This window comes from Brachybacterium sp. 107 (assembly GCF_052379725.1).
GTDB lineage: Bacteria > Actinomycetota > Actinomycetes > Actinomycetales > Dermabacteraceae > Brachybacterium.
In genome coordinates this window covers 141345-160644 of the sequence record NZ_JBQSYW010000007.1, presented here as the reverse complement: position 1 = coordinate 160644, position 19300 = coordinate 141345, and the positions used below count along the sequence as shown (strand labels likewise).

The 19300-nt window shown below is 71.4% G+C and carries 15 protein-coding genes; 4 read left to right on the top strand and 11 right to left on the bottom strand.

What is annotated here, in order from left to right:
* Positions 1-114 precede the first annotated feature (114 nt).
* Both ACT3UL_RS10165 and ACT3UL_RS10160 read left to right on the top strand, forming a co-directional pair.
* Positions 115-1014, top strand: a complete 900-nt coding sequence (locus ACT3UL_RS10165; RefSeq protein ID WP_444578124.1) for an ABC transporter ATP-binding protein — start codon at positions 115-117, stop codon at positions 1012-1014.
* Positions 999-2711 carry a hypothetical protein gene (locus ACT3UL_RS10160; RefSeq protein WP_444578122.1) on the top strand — a complete coding sequence of 571 codons (1713 nt, stop codon included), beginning with the start codon at positions 999-1001 and terminating at the stop codon, positions 2709-2711. The genes ACT3UL_RS10165 and ACT3UL_RS10160 overlap by 16 nt, the downstream gene beginning before the upstream one ends.
* Positions 2712-3112: 401 nt before the next feature.
* Here the strand turns inward: ACT3UL_RS10160 and ACT3UL_RS10155 are convergent, their stop codons facing one another.
* From ACT3UL_RS10155 to glmS, 7 genes are read right to left on the bottom strand one after another with little or no spacing between them, the layout of a single operon-like run.
* Positions 3113-3631, bottom strand: coding sequence for a GNAT family N-acetyltransferase (locus ACT3UL_RS10155; RefSeq protein WP_444578121.1), 519 nt, complete (start codon positions 3629-3631; stop codon positions 3113-3115).
* 16 nt (positions 3632-3647) lie between these two features.
* Positions 3648-4343 carry a tRNA (adenosine(37)-N6)-threonylcarbamoyltransferase complex dimerization subunit type 1 TsaB gene (gene tsaB / locus ACT3UL_RS10150; RefSeq protein ID WP_444578119.1) on the bottom strand — a complete coding sequence of 232 codons (696 nt, stop codon included), beginning with the start codon at positions 4341-4343 and terminating at the stop codon, positions 3648-3650.
* Entirely contained in the window at positions 4343-5167 is an 825-nt protein-coding gene (gene tsaE / locus ACT3UL_RS10145) for a tRNA (adenosine(37)-N6)-threonylcarbamoyltransferase complex ATPase subunit type 1 TsaE (RefSeq protein WP_444578117.1), read from the bottom strand. The genes tsaB and tsaE overlap by 1 nt, the downstream gene beginning before the upstream one ends.
* Positions 5164-6336 (bottom strand): alanine racemase, encoded by a 1173-nt coding sequence (alr, locus tag ACT3UL_RS10140; RefSeq protein WP_444578115.1) that lies wholly within the window; start codon positions 6334-6336, stop codon positions 5164-5166. The genes tsaE and alr overlap by 4 nt, the downstream gene beginning before the upstream one ends.
* A 13-nt stretch (positions 6337-6349) precedes the next feature.
* Positions 6350-7837, bottom strand: a complete 1488-nt coding sequence (locus ACT3UL_RS10135) for an NAD(P)H-hydrate dehydratase (protein WP_444578114.1) — start codon at positions 7835-7837, stop codon at positions 6350-6352.
* Positions 7834-8277 carry a holo-ACP synthase gene (locus ACT3UL_RS10130; protein ID WP_444578113.1) on the bottom strand — a complete coding sequence of 148 codons (444 nt, stop codon included), beginning with the start codon at positions 8275-8277 and terminating at the stop codon, positions 7834-7836. Before ACT3UL_RS10130 ends, ACT3UL_RS10135 begins: the two co-directional genes overlap by 4 nt.
* A gap of 53 nt (positions 8278-8330) precedes the next feature.
* Positions 8331-10199, bottom strand: a complete 1869-nt coding sequence (gene glmS, locus ACT3UL_RS10125) for a glutamine--fructose-6-phosphate transaminase (isomerizing) (protein WP_444578112.1) — start codon at positions 10197-10199, stop codon at positions 8331-8333.
* Positions 10200-10456: 257 nt separating this feature from the next.
* On the opposite strand from glmS, the gene coaA reads away from it, so the two are divergent.
* On the top strand, positions 10457-11413 hold the full coding sequence (gene coaA, locus ACT3UL_RS10120; protein WP_444578110.1) for a type I pantothenate kinase: 957 nt from the start codon (positions 10457-10459) through the stop codon (positions 11411-11413).
* A 295-nt stretch (positions 11414-11708) separates the two neighbouring features.
* On the opposite strand, the gene glmM is transcribed toward coaA, so the two are convergent.
* The gene (glmM, locus tag ACT3UL_RS10115; RefSeq protein WP_444578108.1) at positions 11709-13055 is read right to left on the bottom strand and encodes a phosphoglucosamine mutase; all 1347 of its coding nucleotides are present in this window, start codon (positions 13053-13055) and stop codon (positions 11709-11711) included.
* A 142-nt stretch (positions 13056-13197) separates the two neighbouring features.
* Here glmM and ACT3UL_RS10110 point away from each other — a divergent pair, with 142 nt between their 5' ends.
* Positions 13198-16554, top strand: coding sequence for an SNF2-related protein (locus ACT3UL_RS10110; protein WP_444578107.1), 3357 nt, complete (start codon positions 13198-13200; stop codon positions 16552-16554).
* Here the strand turns inward: ACT3UL_RS10110 and ACT3UL_RS10105 are convergent.
* The 3 genes from ACT3UL_RS10105 to rplM all read right to left on the bottom strand — a co-directional run bounded on the left by ACT3UL_RS10105 (position 16547) and on the right by rplM (position 19012).
* A complete protein-coding gene (locus tag ACT3UL_RS10105; protein WP_444578106.1) occupies positions 16547-17857 on the bottom strand; it encodes a CoA transferase in 1311 nt (436 codons plus the stop codon). The two genes, ACT3UL_RS10110 and ACT3UL_RS10105, sit on opposite strands and share 8 nt — an antisense overlap.
* Positions 17858-18005: 148 nt before the next feature.
* Positions 18006-18518 (bottom strand): 30S ribosomal protein S9, encoded by a 513-nt coding sequence (gene rpsI / locus ACT3UL_RS10100; RefSeq protein WP_444578104.1) that lies wholly within the window; start codon positions 18516-18518, stop codon positions 18006-18008.
* A gap of 50 nt (positions 18519-18568) precedes the next feature.
* Positions 18569-19012 carry a 50S ribosomal protein L13 gene (rplM, locus tag ACT3UL_RS10095; RefSeq protein WP_444578103.1) on the bottom strand — a complete coding sequence of 148 codons (444 nt, stop codon included), beginning with the start codon at positions 19010-19012 and terminating at the stop codon, positions 18569-18571.
* Positions 19013-19300: the final 288 nt, after the last annotated feature.

Below are 19300 nucleotides of genomic sequence, written 5' to 3'. Positions count from 1 at the left end.
AGTTGCACAGCATCCTCCGGGACGCCTCCCGGAGCGCGCACCCCGACGAAGGTCGGCCCCGTTCCCACCGACTGGAGGACACCACGCCGACCAGACGCTCGGTAGCGTGATCCCATGCACACAGCCGACCCGTCCTCCTCGACCCCGACCGGTTCCCCCGCTCCGTCGGCGACCGACTCCTCTGCCCCGTCCGCGCCCGGCCCTGCAGCGCCGGTCACGGGTGCCGCGGCGCCCGTCGGAGCCGACACCGCTCTCCCGACGCAGTCCGCGCTGTCGATCCGCGGCCTGCGCAAGACCTTCGGCAAGACCGAGGTGGTCCACGGGATCTCCCTCAACGTGCCGCGCGGCTCCTTCTACGGGATGGTGGGCCCCAACGGCGCCGGCAAGACCACCACCCTCTCGATGGCGACCGGCCTGCTGCGGCCCGACAGCGGCACCGCGCACGTGCTCGGAACCGACATGTGGGCCGCCCCCACGGCCGCGAAGAGCCAGCTGGGTGTGCTGGCCGACGGTCTGCGCACCTTCGACCGGCTGACCGGTCGGGAACTGCTGACCTATGTCGGCCTCATCCGTGGCATGGAGGCCGACGTCGTCGAGGAGCGCAGCGCATCGCTGCTCGCCGCTCTGGACCTCGAGGGCGAGGACGGCAAGCTCGTCGTCGACTATTCGGCGGGCATGACCAAGAAGATCCTTCTGGCCTGCGCCCTGCTCCATGCGCCGCGCCTGCTGATCCTCGACGAGCCGCTCGAGGCGGTCGACCCCGTCTCCGCACAGGTGATCCGGAAGATCCTCACGGCCTACGTCGACGGCGGCGGCACCGTGGTGCTGTCCAGCCACGCGATGGAGCTGGTCGAGGGCCTGTGCAGCCACGTCGCGATCATCGCGGACGGCGCGCTCCTGGCAGACGGCACGCTCGACGAGGTCCGCCAGGGCGGCAGCCTCGTGCAGACGTTCATCGATCTCGTGGGCGGCGGCGACGTCGCCGAAGGGAGCCTGTCGTGGTTGGAGTCCTGAGCAGCGAGCACGCCGCCACCGCGTCCGCGACGGACGTCGCCCACGGCGCGGTCTCCCAGAAGTCCCTCATCCGCCTGCTGATGACGCTGAAGTGGACCCTGTGGAAGCGGTCCTACCGCAAGAACATCGGCAAGCTCATCGGCACCATCATCGGCGTGCTGTACGGCGCGGGCGGTCTCGTCGGCCTGGTGTTCGCCTTCCTCGGCGCGACGCTGTGGAGCGGCGAGGGTGATCTGTTCCCGATGATCATCCGCGGCCTCGGCGCCCTGACGGTTCTGCTGTGGTTCCTGATCCCCGTCCTGGCCTTCGGCCTCGACGACACGCTGGATCCACGCCGTTTCGCACTGTTCCCGCGCAGCGGCAAGGAGCTGCAGCCCGGCCTGTTCGCTGCGGCCGTGCTCGGCCTGCCCAGCCTGTTCACCCTGGTCGCGCTGGTCATCGCCACCGCCTTCGAGGTGCTGTGGCTGGTGCTCTACGGCCACGGCGTGGGGTGGATCATCGCCGCCATCGTGCTGCTGATCCCTGCGAACCTCGCCGGGCTCGGTCTGTGCCTGCTGCTGCCGCGCGCCTGGTTCGCGCATTCGGCGAGCCGTGCCTCGTCGCGCAGCGGGCGCGAGCTGGGCGGGATCATCGGCATGCTGGTCATGCTCGCCGTGATCTACGGCTTCTCCCTGGGCATGCAGAAGGTCGCGGAGATCGACGTGGACTTCCTGATGCGTTGGCTGCCCCCGGTGATCGACGTGCTGGCCTGGACACCCTTCGGCGCTCTCTTCGCCGCTCCCATGGACCTCGCCGAGGGCCACGTGCTGGCGGCGCTGGTGCGCCTCGTCATCGGGGCGGCCGCGATCGCGCTGACCTGGCTGTGGTGGCGTCGTTCGCTCGATGCCTCGCTCACCTCGGCCCTGTCCGGCGATGCCTCCTCTGGGACCACGAAGGTCTCCGCCCTGGTGCCGCGCTTCGTGAAGCCGACGGCCTTCGGTGCGGTGCTGGGGAAGTCGCTGCGGTACTGGCGCCGTGACACCCGCTACCTGGCCGCGATTGGCATCTATCCGCTGGTCATCGTGTTCTTCGTGGCGATGGGGCTGATGCTCCCGGAGTCGCGGCCCATGATGCTCGCCATGGTGGTCCTGATGTGCGGTATCAGCGGGATCACCCTGTGCAACGAGATCGGGTTCGACGGCCCCTCGGGCTGGGTCAACATCACCGCAAACCTTCCGGCGCGTGCGAACCTGCTGGGCCGGGTCGCGGCGATGGCCCTGCTCATGGTGCCGCCGGTGATCGTCGTCGCCGCCGTGATCCCGCTGCTGTACGGCCTGCCCCATCTCATCCCGCTCATCGTGCTGGCCTCACTCGGCTCGATGGCCACCGGATGGGGCAGCTCGGTCGCGATCTCGGCGATCCTGCCCTACCCGGCGTCCGCGCCCGGTACCAATCCGATGAAGGACAAGTCCGCCTCGAGCACGAACGCGATGCTCACGATGACGATCGCCATGGTCGCGGTGTTCGTGCCGCAGATCCCGACGATAGGGCTGGCGATCTGGGGCCTCGTCGTGGGCAGCGACTTGCTGCTGCTCGTGGCCGGCATCGTCTCGTTCGCCGTCGGTGTCATCGCCTTCCTGGTCGGCCTGCGCATCGGTGTGGTGCGGCTGACCAGCCGTTACCCGGATCTGTTCCAGAAGGTGCGCGACTTCCTCTGACCCCCGGGTCCACCGGGTCCACCGAGTCCACCGAGTCCACGAGTCCACGAGTCCACGAGTCCACGAGTCCACCGAAACGTCCCACCATCGGGACGAAACGAGGGACTCGGCGGGCATCCACCGGCGCGTTCGTCCCCTTTTCATCGACACGCCCACCGAGTCCACCGAAACGTCCCACCCTCGGTACGAAACGAGGGACTCGGCAGGCGTCCACCGGCGCGTTCGTCCCCTTTTCATCGACACGCCCACCGAGTCCACCGAAACGTCCCACCCTCGGTACGAAACGAGGGACTCGGCAGGCGTCCACCGGGTCCAGACCGGCGAGGGGTGCGGGTGGGGCGAGGGGTGCGGGTGGGGCGAGGGGTGCGGGTCCGGGTGCGGGTGCGGGTGGGCGAGTTGGCTCAGGCGCCGAGCTGGCGCTGCATGACCAGGGCATCGATGCGTCGGCCCCGGATCCGGTAGTAGCCCCGGCGGCGATCGATCTCCTGGTACCCGGACCGTGAGTAGAAGGCCCGGGCCCGTTCGTTGTCCTCGCGCACCTCGAGAAGCAGGCGCTCCGCTCCCCCGCGACGGGCCTGTTCCTCGCACCAGGCGAGCAGTGCACGTCCGATGCCGACGCCCTCACGCAGGGTACCGATGGTGTGCAGATCAGCCAGGTCTCCGCCGATCATGATCCCCGCATAGCCGAGCAGCTCACCGCTCGCCTCAGCACCCGTGGCGGCGAGCACGTAGCGCCGATCCGGGTGCTCGATCTCCTCGGCGAGCTGGAACACGGTCCAGGCCTCGTCGGGGAACAGCTCGAGCTCGGCGAAGGCGATCTCCTCGACGTCGGCGAGTGTCGCGGGGCGCAGCGCCCAGGCCTCCGGTGCTACCGGACGCGTCCCGTCGGACGGTGGGACCGAGCCCGCTCCGGTCGTCATCTCCGCTGCCCCGCGCTCAGCGGCCCAGGGCGCTCTTGCGCGCGGTGGGCTTGGCGGCGTCGGGCGCGCGCAGGTACATCGGCTCGGTGCTGGAGAGGTCGATGCCCTGGCCCGTCAGCTGCGCGGCGGCGAGGATGAGGTGCCCGGCGTCCACATGGGCCATCTCCACGGTGGCCGGTAGCAGATCCGGGTAGATCGCCGTCCCGGAACCGACGAGCAGATCGCAGGCCGACAGCTCCTCGGAGACAGCTGCCGGGAGGTCGACGGCGGGGTCGCTGGTGCGAGTCACCGTGCCGTCCTCGTCCCGACGGAAGCGGGCGTGGTAGACCTCGCGGCGTCGTGCGTCCAGCGCCACGCCCACCGTCACCGGCGAGGTATCCGCGGTGGCGAGCGCCTGGTGGGCGAGGGCATCGAGGGAGCTGAGACCGTACAGCGGGATCCCGAGCACCCCGGCGATGCTGCGTGCGGCCACCAGCCCGACGCGCAGACCGGTGAAGGGGCCCGGGCCGCGCCCCACGACGAGCCCGGTGAGGTCGGCGCGCTGCACGCCGACCGCTCCCATCGCCTCGTCGACGAGAGACAGCAGCACCTCGTCGTGATGACGCGAGCGCTCGTCCCCGCGCACGGCGAGGATCTCCGGCGTCGAGCCGTCGAGGGCGCCGCGCGCCACGGCGACGCTCACGGCCCCGGAGGTGTCGATTCCCAGCAGCATCAGCGGTTCTCCTCAGTAGTCGATGCGGTCCTGGGACCGATCGGGGGGCCTGCCTGTGCGGTCGTCACGGAGTCGCCGTCGACTGTCACGGCGTCGTCGGCCGCCGCACCGCCGTCGGCCGCCGCACCGCCGTCGGCCGCCACACCGCTGTCGGCCGTCACATCTCGGTCGGCCGTCACATCTCGGTCGGCCGTCACAGCAGGCAGCGGGGACAGGGCGTCGCGCAGCTCGGCGCGGGAGCTCCGGTCCCAGCGTGGCCCGCTCGGGGTCAGGCGCAGGGTCCGGGGCTCGTCGGGGTCGTCGGAGTCGTCCACCTGGTCGGGACGCTCGAGCTCGAGGAGCAGGTAGGAGTCCACGAGGTGCTCCACGCGGCCGCGTCCCCATTCCACGACGGTGACGGCCTCGTCGAGGTCCGCCTCCAGGTCGAGGTCGTCGATGTCGCCGTCGGCGCCCAGCCGGTAGGCGTCCACGTGCACGAGGGCAGGGCCGCCACGGAGGCTCGGGTGCACCCGCTCGATGACGAAGGTCGGGGAGGCGACGGGGCCGCGCACCTCCAGCCCGGCGCCGAGGCCCTGGGTGAAGGTGGTCTTCCCGGCGCCCAGGGGCCCGTCGAGGATCAGCACGTCGCCTGGCCGCAGCACGCCGGCGAGGGCGACCGCGACGGCGCGGGTCCCGTCGGCGTCGAGGGTCCGGACCTCCAGGGTGCGGGCGTCGAGAGGCCGGGGTTCCAGGGTCCGAGCGCCGGGGTCCTGGCCCTCGAGACCACGTGCACCGAAGGACCCGGCCTCGGGAGATCCGGCCTCGAGGTCGCCGTGGCGGGTCATGCGCGCACCTCGCGGGTGACCCGACCGGAGACCGAGGTGAGGACCTCGTAGGGGATGGTCCCGGCGGCGCGCGCCCAGTCCTCGGCAGTCGAGGCGGAGGGGTCCGTCGGCGCCTCCCCGGCGTCGCCGAACAGGAACACCTGGTCGCCGGCGCGGGCGTCGGTGTCCGGTCCCAGGTCGATGACGATCTGGTCCATGCTGATGCGTCCCACCTGGGGGGCGCGGCGGTCGCCGGAAGCGGTGCGCACGAGCACTTCGCACTGGTCGCTGCCGGCCCGGTGCAACCCGTCGGCGTAGCCGATCGGCACCAGGCCCAGGCGTGTGCGCCGCGCGGTGGTGCGGATCCGGCCATAGCCGATGCTGTGCCCTTCCGGGACGTCCTTGACCAGGGCCAGGCGGCTGGTGAGGGTCATCGCCGGGCGCAACTGGACGTCGGTCGCCACCGGCGGGTAGCCGTACAGGGCGATTCCGGGGCGCACGATGTCGCGGTGCAGGTCGGGCCGGGTCAGGAGGGCTGCGGAGTTGGCCAGGTGCTGCAGCGGGATCGGGCCGACCTCGTCGGCGAGCGCGTCGCAGGCCGAGTCGAACAGCGCCACCTCGCGATCGGTGGAGGGGTCCGCGGGATCGTCCGCGCTGGTCAGGTGGGTCCAGGCGGCGACGACCTCGATGAAGTCGTCCTCCCGCATGGCGGCACCGATCTCCCGGATGTGCTCGGGCAGGACACCGTTGCGGCCCATGCCCGTATCGATCTTCAGATGGACGCGGGCGCGGCGGTCGGCCTGGCGGGCGGCGTCGGCGACCAGCGCGAGCATCTCGGGCGAGCCGACGGACACGTCGATCCCCGAGCTGATCACCTCGGGCAGCACGATCGCGGCGGTGTGCGGTTCGTACAGCCAGGTCAGGATGTGCACGTCGAGGCCGGCGCGGCTGAGTGCGAGGGCGCTGGCGGGGTGGGCGACGCCGAGCCAGGTGGCACCGCCTTCGAGGGCGGCGCGGGCGGCGGTGAGCATGCCGTGCCCGTACCCGTCGGCCTTGACCACGGCCATGAGGGCGGTGTGCTCCTCGAGCTGCCCGGTCAGGGCGCGGGTGTTCTGGGTGATCGCCGAGGGGTCGATCACGGCCCGGTTGGGCACGTGCCGAGGGTCCTCAGCAGGGATCGGGATGGTCATCGGGCTCCTAGGATCACGACAGGGCGTCCGCCAGGATATCCCCGAGAGCACGGGGCAGGTGATCGGCGACGTCGAGGGCGACGAGCGGCAGGCGCCCGTCGAGGGAGGCGAGTCGGCCCGCTCTGCCATGCAGGATCGCGGCGAGCGCGGCGGCATCGGGTCCGTTCAGACCGGCGGCGAGAAGGGTGCCCAGCACGCCGGCGAGCACGTCGCCGGTGCCCGCCGTGGCGAGCTGCGCCGTCGCGTCGTCCTGGCTGCGAAGAGGAGCTCCGTCCCCCGGGGCGATCAGCGTGATCGCGCCCTTGAGCAGGACGGTCGCCCCGGTCCGTCCCGCGAGCGCGGTCGCCAGAGCGGGCCCGGGGAGGTGGGTGTCCAGGCCGAACCGCTCGGAGAGCCGGTCGGCCTCTCCGCGGTGCGGGGTGAGGACAACGTCCGGACCGAAATGCTGCTGTGGCGTGATCGCCTCGAGCCCGCCGGCATCGATCACGCCGCGGTCGAGGTCCCCGCCGTCGGCGAGCAGGGCCACGCCGGTGCGGGTGCGAGGATCCTCACCCGGGAGCCCGGGGCCGACGACGAGCGCGTGCGTGCGCCCGATCTCCTCGAGGTCGACGGTGTCGGTCCGGTGGCCGACGATCTCGGGGCGCGCACGCAGCACGAGATCGAGGACGGCCTGCGGGGCCAGGCAGCGGACCATGCCGGCGCCGGCACGGGCGGCACCGGAGGTCGCGAGCACCGCCGCTCCGGGGAAGCGGACGCTGCCCGCGGCGAGGGCGACCACGCCGCGGGAGTACTTGGTCGCGTCACGCCCGGGGTGGGGCCAGAGGGCACGCACGTCGTCGTTCTCGAGCCGACGGACCGCGGGAGCCGGGGGCAGGTGCTCCTCCAGTCCGAGGTCGACGGGGTGGATGCGCCCGGCGAGCTCGGCGCCTCCGGGCAGCAGCAGGCCTGCCTTGAGCGCTCCGAAGGTGACCGTCTCCTGGGCCGCGAGGGCGCCGGGAGCGGCCTGGCCGGTGGTCGCGTCGACGAAGCTGGGAAGGTCGACGGCGAGCACGGGGACGCCGGCTGCGGAGACCGCCTCCAGCAGCGGGACGAGCCCGACGGGGATCTCGGGACGCCCGCCGATGCCGACGATCGCATCCAGCACGAGGTCCGCCTCGGTGAGCAGGGCCCCGAGGTCCTCGGGGGCGAGCTGCGCCAGGGGATGGATCATTCCGTCGGCGGCACGCAGTGCGGCAGCGCCCTGCTCATGGAGCGACTCGGCGGTGGAGATCGCGTCGGCCGTGATGCCCTCGCCGCGCAGGATCGCCGCCGCGTGCAGGGCATCGCCGCCGTTCGCGCCGCTGCCGGCCAGCACGAGGACGTGCGGCGCCTCCGGCGTGCGCATCCGCTTCGCGACGTGGCCGGCCAGGGCGCGGGCGGCGCGCTGCATGAGCGGCTGGCCCTCCTCGAGCAGCGGGCGCTCCGCGGCGCGGATGTCCTCGGCGGTGTAGGCGCTGATCATCGGCCCTCCCGTTCGGCGACCACGATCGCGGTGGCGATGTCCCCGTCGTGCGAGAGCGAGAGATGCAGGTGGCGCACCCCGGCGAGCTCGGCGGCCCGCAGCGTCGCCCCGCGCAGCTGCAGATAAGGGCGGCGCGTCGGCGTCTTCTGCACGGTCACGTCCTGCCAGGAGAAGTCCCCGGGGGCGCCCAGCGCCTTGCCGACGGCTTCCTTCGCGGCGACCCGCGCGGCCCGCGAGGCGTCGGAGAGACCCCGCTCCCCCGGCGTGAACAGGCGCTCGAGCAGGGCCGGAGTGCGGTCGATCATCCCCGCGAGCCGGGAGATGTCCACGACGTCGATGCCCACCCCCACCACGGTGCCGTCGTCCGCAGGCGCGAACGCCCGACCTCCGAAGCTGTCCTCGGGGCCGGGCGCCGTGGTCGCGGTGGGAATGCTGCTCATCCCCGCAGTATCACACCCTGACCCGGGTGCGTGCGGAGGTGCAGGTCAAACGCTCATTCGACGGTGACGGACTTCGCCAGGTTGCGCGGCTGGTCCACGTCCAGGCCCTTCGCCGTGGCGAGCTCGCAGGAGAAGATCTGCAGCGGGATCACGGTCAGCAGCGCGGCGAACAGGGTGCGGGTCGCGGGCACCCTGATCACTTCGTCGGCGTACGGGAGCACTGCGTCGTCGCCCTCCTCGGCGATCACCAGGGTGCGGGCGCCGCGGGCGCGCACCTCCTGGATGTTGGAGACGACCTTGGAGTGCAGGGAGTGGCGACCGTTGGGCGAGGGCACGATGACGAACACCGGCTGTCCCTCCTCGACCAGGGCGATCGGCCCGTGCTTGAGCTCGCCGGCGGCGAAACCCTCGGCGTGGATGTAGGCGATCTCCTTGAGCTTGAGCGCGCCCTCCATGGCGGTCGGGTAGCCCACATGGCGGCCCAGGAAGAGCACGCTGGTGGCGTCCTTCATGTCCTGGGCGAGCTTCTCGACCTGCGCGGAGCTGTCCAGCACCTGCTGGATCTGCTCGGGGATCTGTTCGAGGTCGCCCATCAGTGCGGCGATCTCGTCGGGGTAGAGGTTGCCGCGCACCTGGGCCAGGAACAGGCCCAGCAGGTAGCAGGCGGCGATCTGGCCCAGGTACGCCTTGGTCGAGGCGACGGCGATCTCCGGGCCCACGTGCAGGTACAGCGCCGCATCGGACTCGCGCGGGATCGTGGAGCCGCGGGTGTTGCAGATGGCGATGACCTTGGCACCCTGCTCGCGGGCGTGGCGCACGGCCATCAGGGTGTCCATGGTCTCGCCGGACTGCGAGATCGCGACCACGAGGGTCTTCTCGGTGACGACCGGGTCGCGGTAGCGGAACTCGTGGGCGAGCTCGACCTCGGTGGGGATGCGGCACCAGTGCTCGATGGCGTACTTCGCCACCGCGCCGGCGTTCGCGGCGGTGCCGCAGGCGACCACGACGATCTTGTCGACGCTGCGCAGCACGGAGGGGTCGATGTCCATCTCGTCCAGCTGGAGCGCCCCGTCCTCGAGGCGGCCCAGCAGGGTGTCGGCCACGGCGCTGGCCTGTTCGTGGATCTCCTTGGCCATGAAGGACGGGTAGCCGCCCTTCTGCGCGGCCGCGGCGTCCCACTCGATCGTGTAACGCTTGGCGTCGGTGACCTCGTGGCCCTCGAAGTCGATGATGCGCACGTCGTCCGCGGTGACGGTGACGACCTGGTCCTGACCGATCTCCAGGGCTTCCTTGGTGGAATCCACGAACGCGGCGACGTCGGAGCCCAGGAAGTTCTCGCCCTCGCCCAGTCCCACGACCAGCGGGGAGTTGCGGCGGGCGGCGACCACCGTGTCGGGGGCGTCGCGGTGCACGGCGAGCAGGGTGAAGGCGCCTTCGAGGGAGGCTGCCGCGCGGCGCATCGCCTCGGTGAGGTCACCGGCGGTCTCCATCTCGCGGGCCACCAGGTGCGCGGCGGCCTCGGAGTCGGTCTCGGAGGCGAAGAGGTATCCGTCGGCCTCGAGCTCGGCGCGCAGGTGCGCGAAGTTCTCGATGATGCCGTTGTGCACGACGGCGATCTCGCCCTCACGGCCGCCGAGGTGCGGGTGGGCGTTGGTGTCGGTCGGGCCGCCGTGCGTGGCCCAGCGGGTGTGGGCGATCGCGACGCGCCCGGTCGTCTCGGTGTCGCCCTCGAGGGCGGCACGGAGGTTCGCGAGCTTGCCGGCGCGCTTGGTGACGCGCACCGAGCCATCATCGATCACGGCGACTCCCGCGGAGTCATAGCCGCGGTACTCGAGACGGGCCAGACCCTGGAGGGCGACGTCCACGGGACGGGAGGAGGGGGCCTTGGCCTGCGGGCCTGCATATCCGACGATTCCACACATGCCGCTCACGCTAGTGATCCCCGCCGTGGATCTCGTCCCGGAGGCGGAATCCGTGGGAGTCGTTCCTCACTGTGGCGGGGTCCCGTGCACGGGCCTGCCGGAACGTGCGCACGGCCGGTCACATTCGCGCACGGGTCCCTCGCAGGGTCCCGGACGGGACATTCGGGGCCGATAGGACGCGCCGCTGGACGTCGCACGGGTCTCATCTGACAGCCCGGTGGCGGGATTCGGCCCGCGGTGCTGGAACAATCAGCGCCATGAAGGCCGCTTCAGCGTCGAGCACCGTCACCCCGTTCGAGGAGATCCCGCGGGATGACTGGGCCCGGCTGTCACAACAGACCCCCCTCCCCCTCTCCGAGGACGACGTCGTGCGCCTGCGCGGCCTCGGCGACCGGATCGACCTGCAGGAGGTCGACGCGGTGTACCGGCCGATCTCCCGGCTGCTCAACATCCAGGTCGCGGCGGCGCAGAGCCTGCGGCGCGACCGGGAGGGCTTCCTCGCCCAGCCCCAGCAGCGCACCCCGTACATCATCGGCGTGGCCGGGTCCGTGGCCGTCGGCAAGTCGACCACGGCGCGTCTGCTGCGCGAGCTGATGGCCCGCTGGCCCGAGACGCCGCGCGTGCAGCTCGTGACGACCGACGGGTTCCTGCTCCCCAACGCGGAGCTCGAGTCCCGCGGGATCATGCACCGCAAGGGCTTCCCCGAGAGCTACGACCGTCGCAAACTGCTGCGCTTCGTCTCCGATGTGAAGTCCGGGCAGGACCGGGTCGAGGCGCCCGTGTACTCGCACCTGACCTACGACATCCTGAAGGACGAGAAGGTCGTCGTCGAGCAGCCCGACGTGCTCATCCTCGAAGGGCTCAACGTGCTGCAGCCCGCCCGCCCCCGTCGCGACGGCCGGCTGGGCATGGCGGTCTCGGACTTCTTCGACTTCTCGATCTACGTCGACGGCCGCGTCGAGGACGTGCAGCGCTGGTACGTGGAACGGTTCCTGCAGCTGCGACGCACCGCCTTCTCCGACCCGCGGTCGTACTTCCGCCGCTACGCCGACCTCACCGACGACGAGGCCGTGCAGACCGCGCAGAGGATCTGGCGCACCATCAACGGCCCCAACCTCACCGAGAACGTGCTGCCCAACCGCGGCCGCGCCGACCTCGTGCTGCGCAAGGACGGCCAGCACCGCGTGCACTCCGTGCTGCTGCGCAAGGTCTGACGCGCACCTCGCCCGGGACCGGAGCCGGGCGCAGTCCCCGAGCTCAGTCCCCGAGCCCAGGGTCCCGAGCCCGAGCCCAAGCCCAAGGTCTCCTGCTCGGGGAAGAACCCACCGAGTCCCTCGAAACGTACCGCTGACGGGACGTTTCGAGGGACTCGTGAGGAGCTGCAGCAGTCCCGGGACGACGAAACCCCGGAAACGTACCGCTGAGGGCACGTTTCCGGGGAATCGATGTCAGAGGCCGGCGCTCCGGGTCAGGGACCAGCGCTCCGGGGTCGGCAACCGGCGCTCCGGGTCAGAGACCTACGCGCTCACGGACCACGGTGGCGAGGCGCTCGGCGATCGCGGACGCGGTCTCGTCGGACGGCGCCTCGACCATGACGCGCACGACGGGCTCGGTGCCGGAGGGCCGCAGCAGCACACGGCCGGTCTCCCCCAGCTCGCGCTCGGCGGCCTCGATCGCGTCGGCGACCCCGCGGTCGATGGTGGCCTTGGCCTTGTCGACGTTCTTCACATTGATCAGGGCCTGCGGGAGGCGGGTCATGACGTCGGCGAGCTCGCGGGAGGTGCGGCCGGTCTCGGCCATCCGCTGCAGCAGGTGCAGGGCGGTGAGCTCGCCGTCGCCGGTGGTGGCGTGCTCGGCGATGATCACGTGGCCGGACTGCTCGCCGCCGATCGAGAACCCGCCGAGGTTCATCTCCTCGAGCACGTACCGGTCCCCGACCCCGGTCTGGCCGAGGTGGATGCCGTGCTCGCGCATGGCCAGCTTGAGACCGAGGTTGCTCATCACGGTGACCACGAGGGTGTCCTCGTGCAGGCGACCGCGCTCCTTGAGGTCGAGCGCGAGGATGCCCATGATCTGGTCGCCGTCGATGATGTCGCCGTTCGCGTCGACCGCGAGGCAGCGGTCCGCATCGCCGTCGAACGCCACGCCGATGTCGGCGCCGTGGGTGCGCACGGCGTCCTGGAGCGGACCGAGGTGCGTGGAGCCGACGCCATCGTTGATGAGTCCGCCATCACTGCGGTCGCCGATCACGTGCACGGTCGCACCGGCACGGCTCAGGGCCAGCGGTCCGGTGACGCTCGCGGCACCGTTGGCGCAGTCGGCGACGACGGTGAGGCCCTCGAGGGAGCGGTCCAGGGTGCCCACGAGGTGCTCGACGTACGCGTCGATCGCGCCCTCGTAGGGCGTGATGGTGCCGACGTCGGTCCCCTGCGGGCGCTCCCACTGCTCCCCCAGGCGCGCTTCGATGGCGTCCTCGACCTCGTCGGGCAGCTTGGTGCCGCCGCGGGCGAAGAACTTGATGCCGTTGTCCGGGTGGGGGTTGTGGGAGGCGGAGATCATCACACCGAGGTCCGCCCCGGTGGACTGCACGAGGAACGCGAGGCCCGGGGTGGGCAGCAGGCCCGCGTCCTGCACGTCGACCCCGGCGGAGGCGAGCCCGGCGCACACGGCGGCCGACAGGAAGTCGCCGGAGGGGCGCGGATCGCGGGCGACGATGGCGCGCGGTCGGGAGCCGTTGAAGGCGCCCAGCGTGCCCAGGACGTGGGCCGCACCCACGGAGAGCTCGACCGCGAGCTCTGCGGTGATGTCGCCGTTCGCGCGTCCGCGCACTCCATCGGTTCCGAACAGTCGTGCCACAGGGTTCTCCTCATGAGAAGGGGTTGCATCGTCCTGACGGGGCCACGAATGGCGCGCTCCGGCCCGGACTTTCGCTGTGAGACTACCCGCTGAGGGGACCTCGACCCGTCACCGGTGGGCTGTCGACGATACTTTGGTAGCTATGCCTGATCCTGTCCTCCTCCCCCGTCTGCTGCCCTCGGCCATCAGTCACCACGTCGGTGACCGGTCCGCCGGGCGCGGACTGCACCGCGCGCGGGCCGGCAGGGTCGAGGGCCTCGCCTGGGACCCCGACACCTCGATGGTCACGGCGACGGTCACCGACGACGTCGGCACGGTGCAGCGGTCGCAGGCGCTGCTGGACGAGTACGCGGAGGATTCCGTCTCACGGCGCTTCCTGCCGTCGGCCCCCGGAGGGCTCTGGCGGCCGCGCGGATCGCAGTGCAGCTGCCCGTCCGAGGGCAGCTGCGAACACGTCGCCGCGATGCTGTACCGCCTCAACGACCTCGGTGACCGCGCCGAGAAATCCGCTCCCCCCGCAGAATGGCGCAGCGTGCTGCGCCCCCTGCTGACCTCCGCGAGCTCGAGCATCTCGGACGCGTCGGAGGGCTCCGGCACCTCGAGCGCTGCGGGAGCGGCGCAGACGGCTCCACGGCCGCTGGCGATCCGCTTCGATCTCGAGGCCGGCGCCACGGGTACGGGGGCATCCCGCCAGAGCCGGGAGCCCGCCACCGCGGCCGACCTCGAATCCGGGGCCGACCTGTGGCTGGGGCTGCGCCCGCTCACCCGTGGCCGCAAGGGGACCTGGATCAAGGGCGACCTCTCCTGGCGCAGCTTCGAAGGGCGGCTGCTGGGGCGCGAGTACGACGCCGTGCAGGCCGAGGCTCTCTCGCGGGTCTTCGCCTCGGCGTCGACCGAGCGCTCCTACTCCAGCGGTGCGATCGACCACCTGTGGGTGAACACGATCACCTCGCCGCTGCTGTGGCAGTCGCTGGTCCATGCTCGCGACGCCGGCATCGAGTTCCTCCCCGGCTCGGGGCTGACCTCGATCACCCTGCTCGGCAGCGCCGATGCCGGCCTGGACCTGCAGGTGGCCGACGAGTCCCAGGATCTCGAGGTGCGTCCCCGCATCGACCTCGAGGGAGAGCGGGCGCCCGGTGCCCGGCTGCTGGGGGCGGCCGGGGTGCTCGACGTCGAACCGCACGGTCCCGATGCCCTCGCCGCCCGCATCGCCCCGCTCGGGAGCCCCGTCCCGCGGGCGCTGCGCACGCTGCTCCAGCGCCGCCACCCGCTGCGCGTCCCCGCTGCGGACAGGACGGCGTTCCTCGAGGTCGCCTATCCGCAGCTGCGCTCCCGCACCACCGTGACCAGCCTCGACGGCAGCGTCCCCCTGCCGGCGGCCCGTCGGCCCACCCTGCGGCTCACGGCGTCCTACGCCTCCGGTGACCGGCTCACGTTGCGCTGGTCGTGGCACTACCACGACCCCGACCGGATCCTCCCGATCGATCAGCGCCAGGGCGCGCACCGCGACGTGGCGCACGAGGACGAGGTGATCGCGGCCGCCATGACGCTGTGGCCGACGGCGGGCTCCGAGTCCCCCGATCTGCTCAGCGGGCCCGATACCGCCCTCTTCTCCGAGCACGTGCTCGACGAGCTCGATGCGATGGACCATGTCGAGACCGAGGTGGTCGGCACCCGCCATGAGTACCGCGAGCTCGACGGCGCCCCGAAGGTACGGGTCACCCAGCGGGCCTCGCCGGGGAAGCATGATTGGTTCGACCTCGGCTTCGAGATCACGATCGAGGGTCGTTCGATCCCCTTCCCGTCGCTCTTCATCGCGCTCGCCCGGGGCCGCAGCACGCTCCTGATGCCGGACAAGACGTACTTCTCCCTCGACCATCCGGCCTTCGACACCCTGCGCGAGCTGATCCGCGAGGGCGAGGCCCTCGCGGAATGGGAGCCGGAGCGACAGCGCATCAGCCGGTTCCAGGTCGAGATGTGGAACGACCTCGAGGAGATGGCGGACGAGGTCGACGAGAGCGCCGACTGGGATCGCACCGTCGGCCGCCTGGCGCAGCTGCCGCGCACCGCGGCGCCCGCCCTCCCGGCCGCGCTGGATGCGGACCTGCGCCCCTATCAGCACGACGGGTTCGCCTGGCTCGCCGCACTGTTCTCGCTCCGGCTGGGCGGTGTGCTGGCCGATGACATGGGCCTGGGCAAGACGATCCAGACACTCGCGCTGATCGCCCATGCCCGGGCGTCCGTCGGGCCGGATGCGCCGCCGTTCCTGGTGGTCGCGCCGTCCTCCGTGCTGCCGGTGTGGCGGCGTGAGGCGGCCCGCTTCACGCCGTCCCTGGACGTGAGGATGCTGGACCGCACGAGCGCCAAACGATCCACGGATCTGTCCACCCAGATCTCGGGCGCGGACGTGGTGGTGACCAGCTATGCGGTGCTGCGGATCGACGAGGAGGTCTTCGCCGGGCAGGCCTTCCAGGGCTTCGTGCTCGACGAGGCGCAGTTCGTGAAGAACCGCCGCTCCCGCTCCCACCGGGCCGCCAAGGGCATACGCGCCGAATTCCGCCTGGCGATCACCGGCACTCCGATGGAGAACTCCCTGGACGATCTGTGGTCGATCTTCGACCTGGTGGCCCCCGGGCTGCTGGGCGGAGCGAACGGCTTCCGGCAGCGGTACACGATGCCGATCGAGACCGGCGAGCATCCGGACCGCATGGAGCTGCTGCGCCGGCGCGTGCGTCCGTTCCTGCTGCGGCGCACCAAGGAGCTCGTCGCCACCGAGCTGCCGCCGAAGCACGAGGAGGTGCTGACGGTGACGCTGGGCCAGGAGCACCGTGCCGTCTACGACTCGGTGCTCCAGCGCGAGCGCAAGAAGGTTCTCGGCCTCATCGAGACGGACCTGGATCGGCAGCGGTTCGTCGTGTTCCGTTCCTTGACCCTGCTGCGGATGATGGCGATCGATCCGTCGTTGGTGGATGCGGAGGCCTACGCCGACGTGCCCAGCTCGAAGCTCGAGGCTCTGTTCGACCGGCTCGAGGAGGTGGTCGGGGACGGCCATCGGGTGCTGCTGTTCAGCCAGTTCACCTCCTACCTGGATCGGGTCGCGACGGAGCTCTCCGCGCGCGGCGTCGGCTATGCGCATCTGGACGGTTCGACCCGGGATCGCGACGGTGCCGTGTCCGGGTTCCGCGAGGGCGACGCCCCCGTCTTCCTCATCTCCCTGAAGGCGGGCGGGTTCGGCCTGACCCTGACCGAGGCGGACTACGTGTTCCTGCTGGACCCGTGGTGGAACCCCGCCGCGGAGGCGCAGGCCGTGGACCGTGCGCACCGGATCGGCCAGGACCGCCAGGTCATGGTGTACCGGATGGTCGCCGAGGACACGATCGAGGAGAAGGTGCTGGCGCTGCAGCAGCGCAAGGCGGAGCTGTTCGATGCCTTCACCGACGGCGGGGAGGCGTTCCGCTCCGCCGTCACGGCCGAGGACATCCGGGAGCTGCTCAGCTGACCTCGTCCTTCCAGGCGAGCGGCGAGGCGGCGTAGACGCCGACGGGCAGCTCGAGGGTGGATCCGTCGATCCGCAGCGGCGGCGGCACGGCGTCGAGCCGCAGCGCGCCCGACGTCGTGGCCACGAGCGGGACGGCCAGCTCCGCCGCCCTCTCAGCAGGGGGCTTCGGAGCCTCGAGCAGCGTGCGAGCGGCGCCGAGCAGGCTGAGGTGGATCGTCGCGGCCCGGGACCGAGCCAGGGCGGTCAGCACCTGCGCTGCCAGGAAGTGCCCGGTGGCGTGGTCGAGAGCCTGGACCGGCAGTGCGCCGGGCCGCCCGTCCGCGCCGCAGGTGTCGGCGATCCCGGTGGCGGCCTGCACGATGGAGTCGAAGCCGGGCCGGTTCCCCCAGGGCCCGATCTCACCCCAGGCCGAGAGGGAGACGAGGACGGCGGTGGGGGCGAGCACCTCGAGGTCCTCGGTGCCGAGCCCGTGCGCGGCCAGCGCTCCGGGTCGGTAGCCGTCGAGGACCACGTCGGCCCCGGCGGCGAGAGTCCGCACCTGCTCGGAGTTCTCTCGCAGGTCCACCGCGGCCGAGCGTTTGCCCATCCCGGTGGACAGGTGCTGGTCCAGGATCTCGGGGCGATGCGGCGGATCGATGCGCAGCACGTCGGCCCCGAGGGCGGCGAGCAGCTGGGACCCCGTCGGCCCCGCGATCACGCGCGTCAGGTCGAGCACCCGCACGCCGCGCAGCAAGCCGGGCGAGACCGGTCCCCGGCCGACGGCGACCTCCCCGCCCGCCGCGCTCACGCCGCCGATCCGTCCGAGAGCAGGTCGCTCCCCACGGTCCGTGACCTCCGCCCAGGGGATGTCCGCCATCGCCCGGGACTGCGGGTGCCGCTGCCACTCCTCGCGGGTGCGCACGGCCATCGCGATGCCGCCGGCGGCAGTGATCCGCTCCTCGATCTCGGCGGCGTCGCGTCGGGCGCTCTCGCGCTCCAGGGCGGCACGATCCTCGATCCCGAGGACGGAGCGGATCACGGCGGCGTGGTGAGGGTAGTTGCCGTGCAGACGCACCCAGCCGTCCCGCGCCGCGACGAAGCCGGACAGCTCCGCCCAGGCGGCAGGCGCCCGGCCGTCGACCCGGAGGTGATCGACAGCGGCGAAGGAGGCGGCGACGAGCTCCGGCGTGGTGTCGATCGCGAGGTCGAGACCACGAGCGACGGCGAGCTCCCCGGCGGCGTCACGGGCTGCAGTGACAGCGGACCAGGCCAGGCGCTCGACATCGAACGGCCCCTCCCACCAGCGACGCGGCATCGGCTCCATGGCGGGAGCCTACCGGGCGCTCATCCCTCGTCGGTCGTGGCGAGGACGCCCGTCTGCACGCCCGCCGAACGCGACGATGCCCCCGACCCGGAGGTCGAGGGCATCGTGCGTCACGCAGCAGCGGTGCGGAGCAGTGCCCCGTGACCGATCAGCGCTTGGAGTACTGCGGAGCCTTGCGGGCCTTCTTCAGACCAGCCTTCTTGCGCTCGATGATGCGCGGGTCGCGCTTGAGGAAGCCGGCCTTCTTGAGGGTGGCGCGGTTGGCCTCCTCGTCGATCTGGTTCAGCGCGCGGGACACACCGAGGCGCACGGCGCCGGCCTGTCCGGACGGGCCGCCGCCGTGGAGGCGGACCCACACGTCGAAGCGTCCCTGAAGATCGAGAGCCGTGAACGGGTCGTTGATCTCCTGCTGGTGCAGCTTGTTCGGGAAGTAGTCATCGATGGCGCGGCCATTGATGGTCCACTGGCCGGAGCCGGGGACCAGGCGGACGCGGGCGATGGCCTGCTTGCGACGGCCGGTGCCGTAGCCCGGCTCGATCGCCGACTGGCCGCCGCCGACGGCGGACTCGCCGGTCGACTCGGTGGTGAAGCTCGAGGGTGCGGACTCGTCGGTCACGGCCTCGAGGTTCTCGGTGGTATCGGGGGTGGTGGTCTCAGTCACGGTTCTCCTTGGTTCGTCCGTGCGGCAGGGCGGAGTGGCGGGGCACCCGCTTACTGCGCCACCTGATCAATGGTGAAGGGGACGGGCTGCTGAGCGGTGTGGGGGTGCTCGGAACCCGAGTAGATCTTCAGCTTCTTGATCTGCTGATCAGCAAGCTTGTTCTTGGGGAGCATGCCTCGGATGGCCTTCTCCACGGCGCGCTCGGGGTTCTTCTCGAGCAGCTCGGAGTAAGGGACGCTCCGGAGGCCGCCGGGGTAACCGGAGTGGCGGTAGGCCAGCTTGGCGTCCCGCTTGTTGCCGGTCAGGGCGACCTTGTCAGCGTTGATGATGATTACGAAGTCGCCTGCATCCACGTGGGGTGCGAAGACCGGCTTGTGCTTTCCGCGGAGGAGCTGTGCAGCCTGGGAAGCGAGCCGGCCGAGGACGACATCGTTTGCGTCAATGACGTACCAGGAACGCTCGACATCGCCGGGCTTCGGGGTGAACGTACGCACTCGTGCCTTCTTCTCTCGTCGTGGTGCCCGGGCGGCAGATCGCCGACCAGGCACGGTTCGATGGACCGTGGGCACGCTTCCTTCGGGTAAAAGCATGGCCCTGTTGCTGCACCCGGACCGCTCCGCTGACTATGCGACGGCGGTCCTGGATGTGTGTGAGATGCCCTGACGCGCCGGACGTGAGAGAACGGCTGCGGGTTGGGCACACATCGAGGCACAACGACCGCTAACAATAGTTCCCGCACGGAGCCAGCGTCAACGCGGCGAGGGCCGACGGGGTGTGATCTC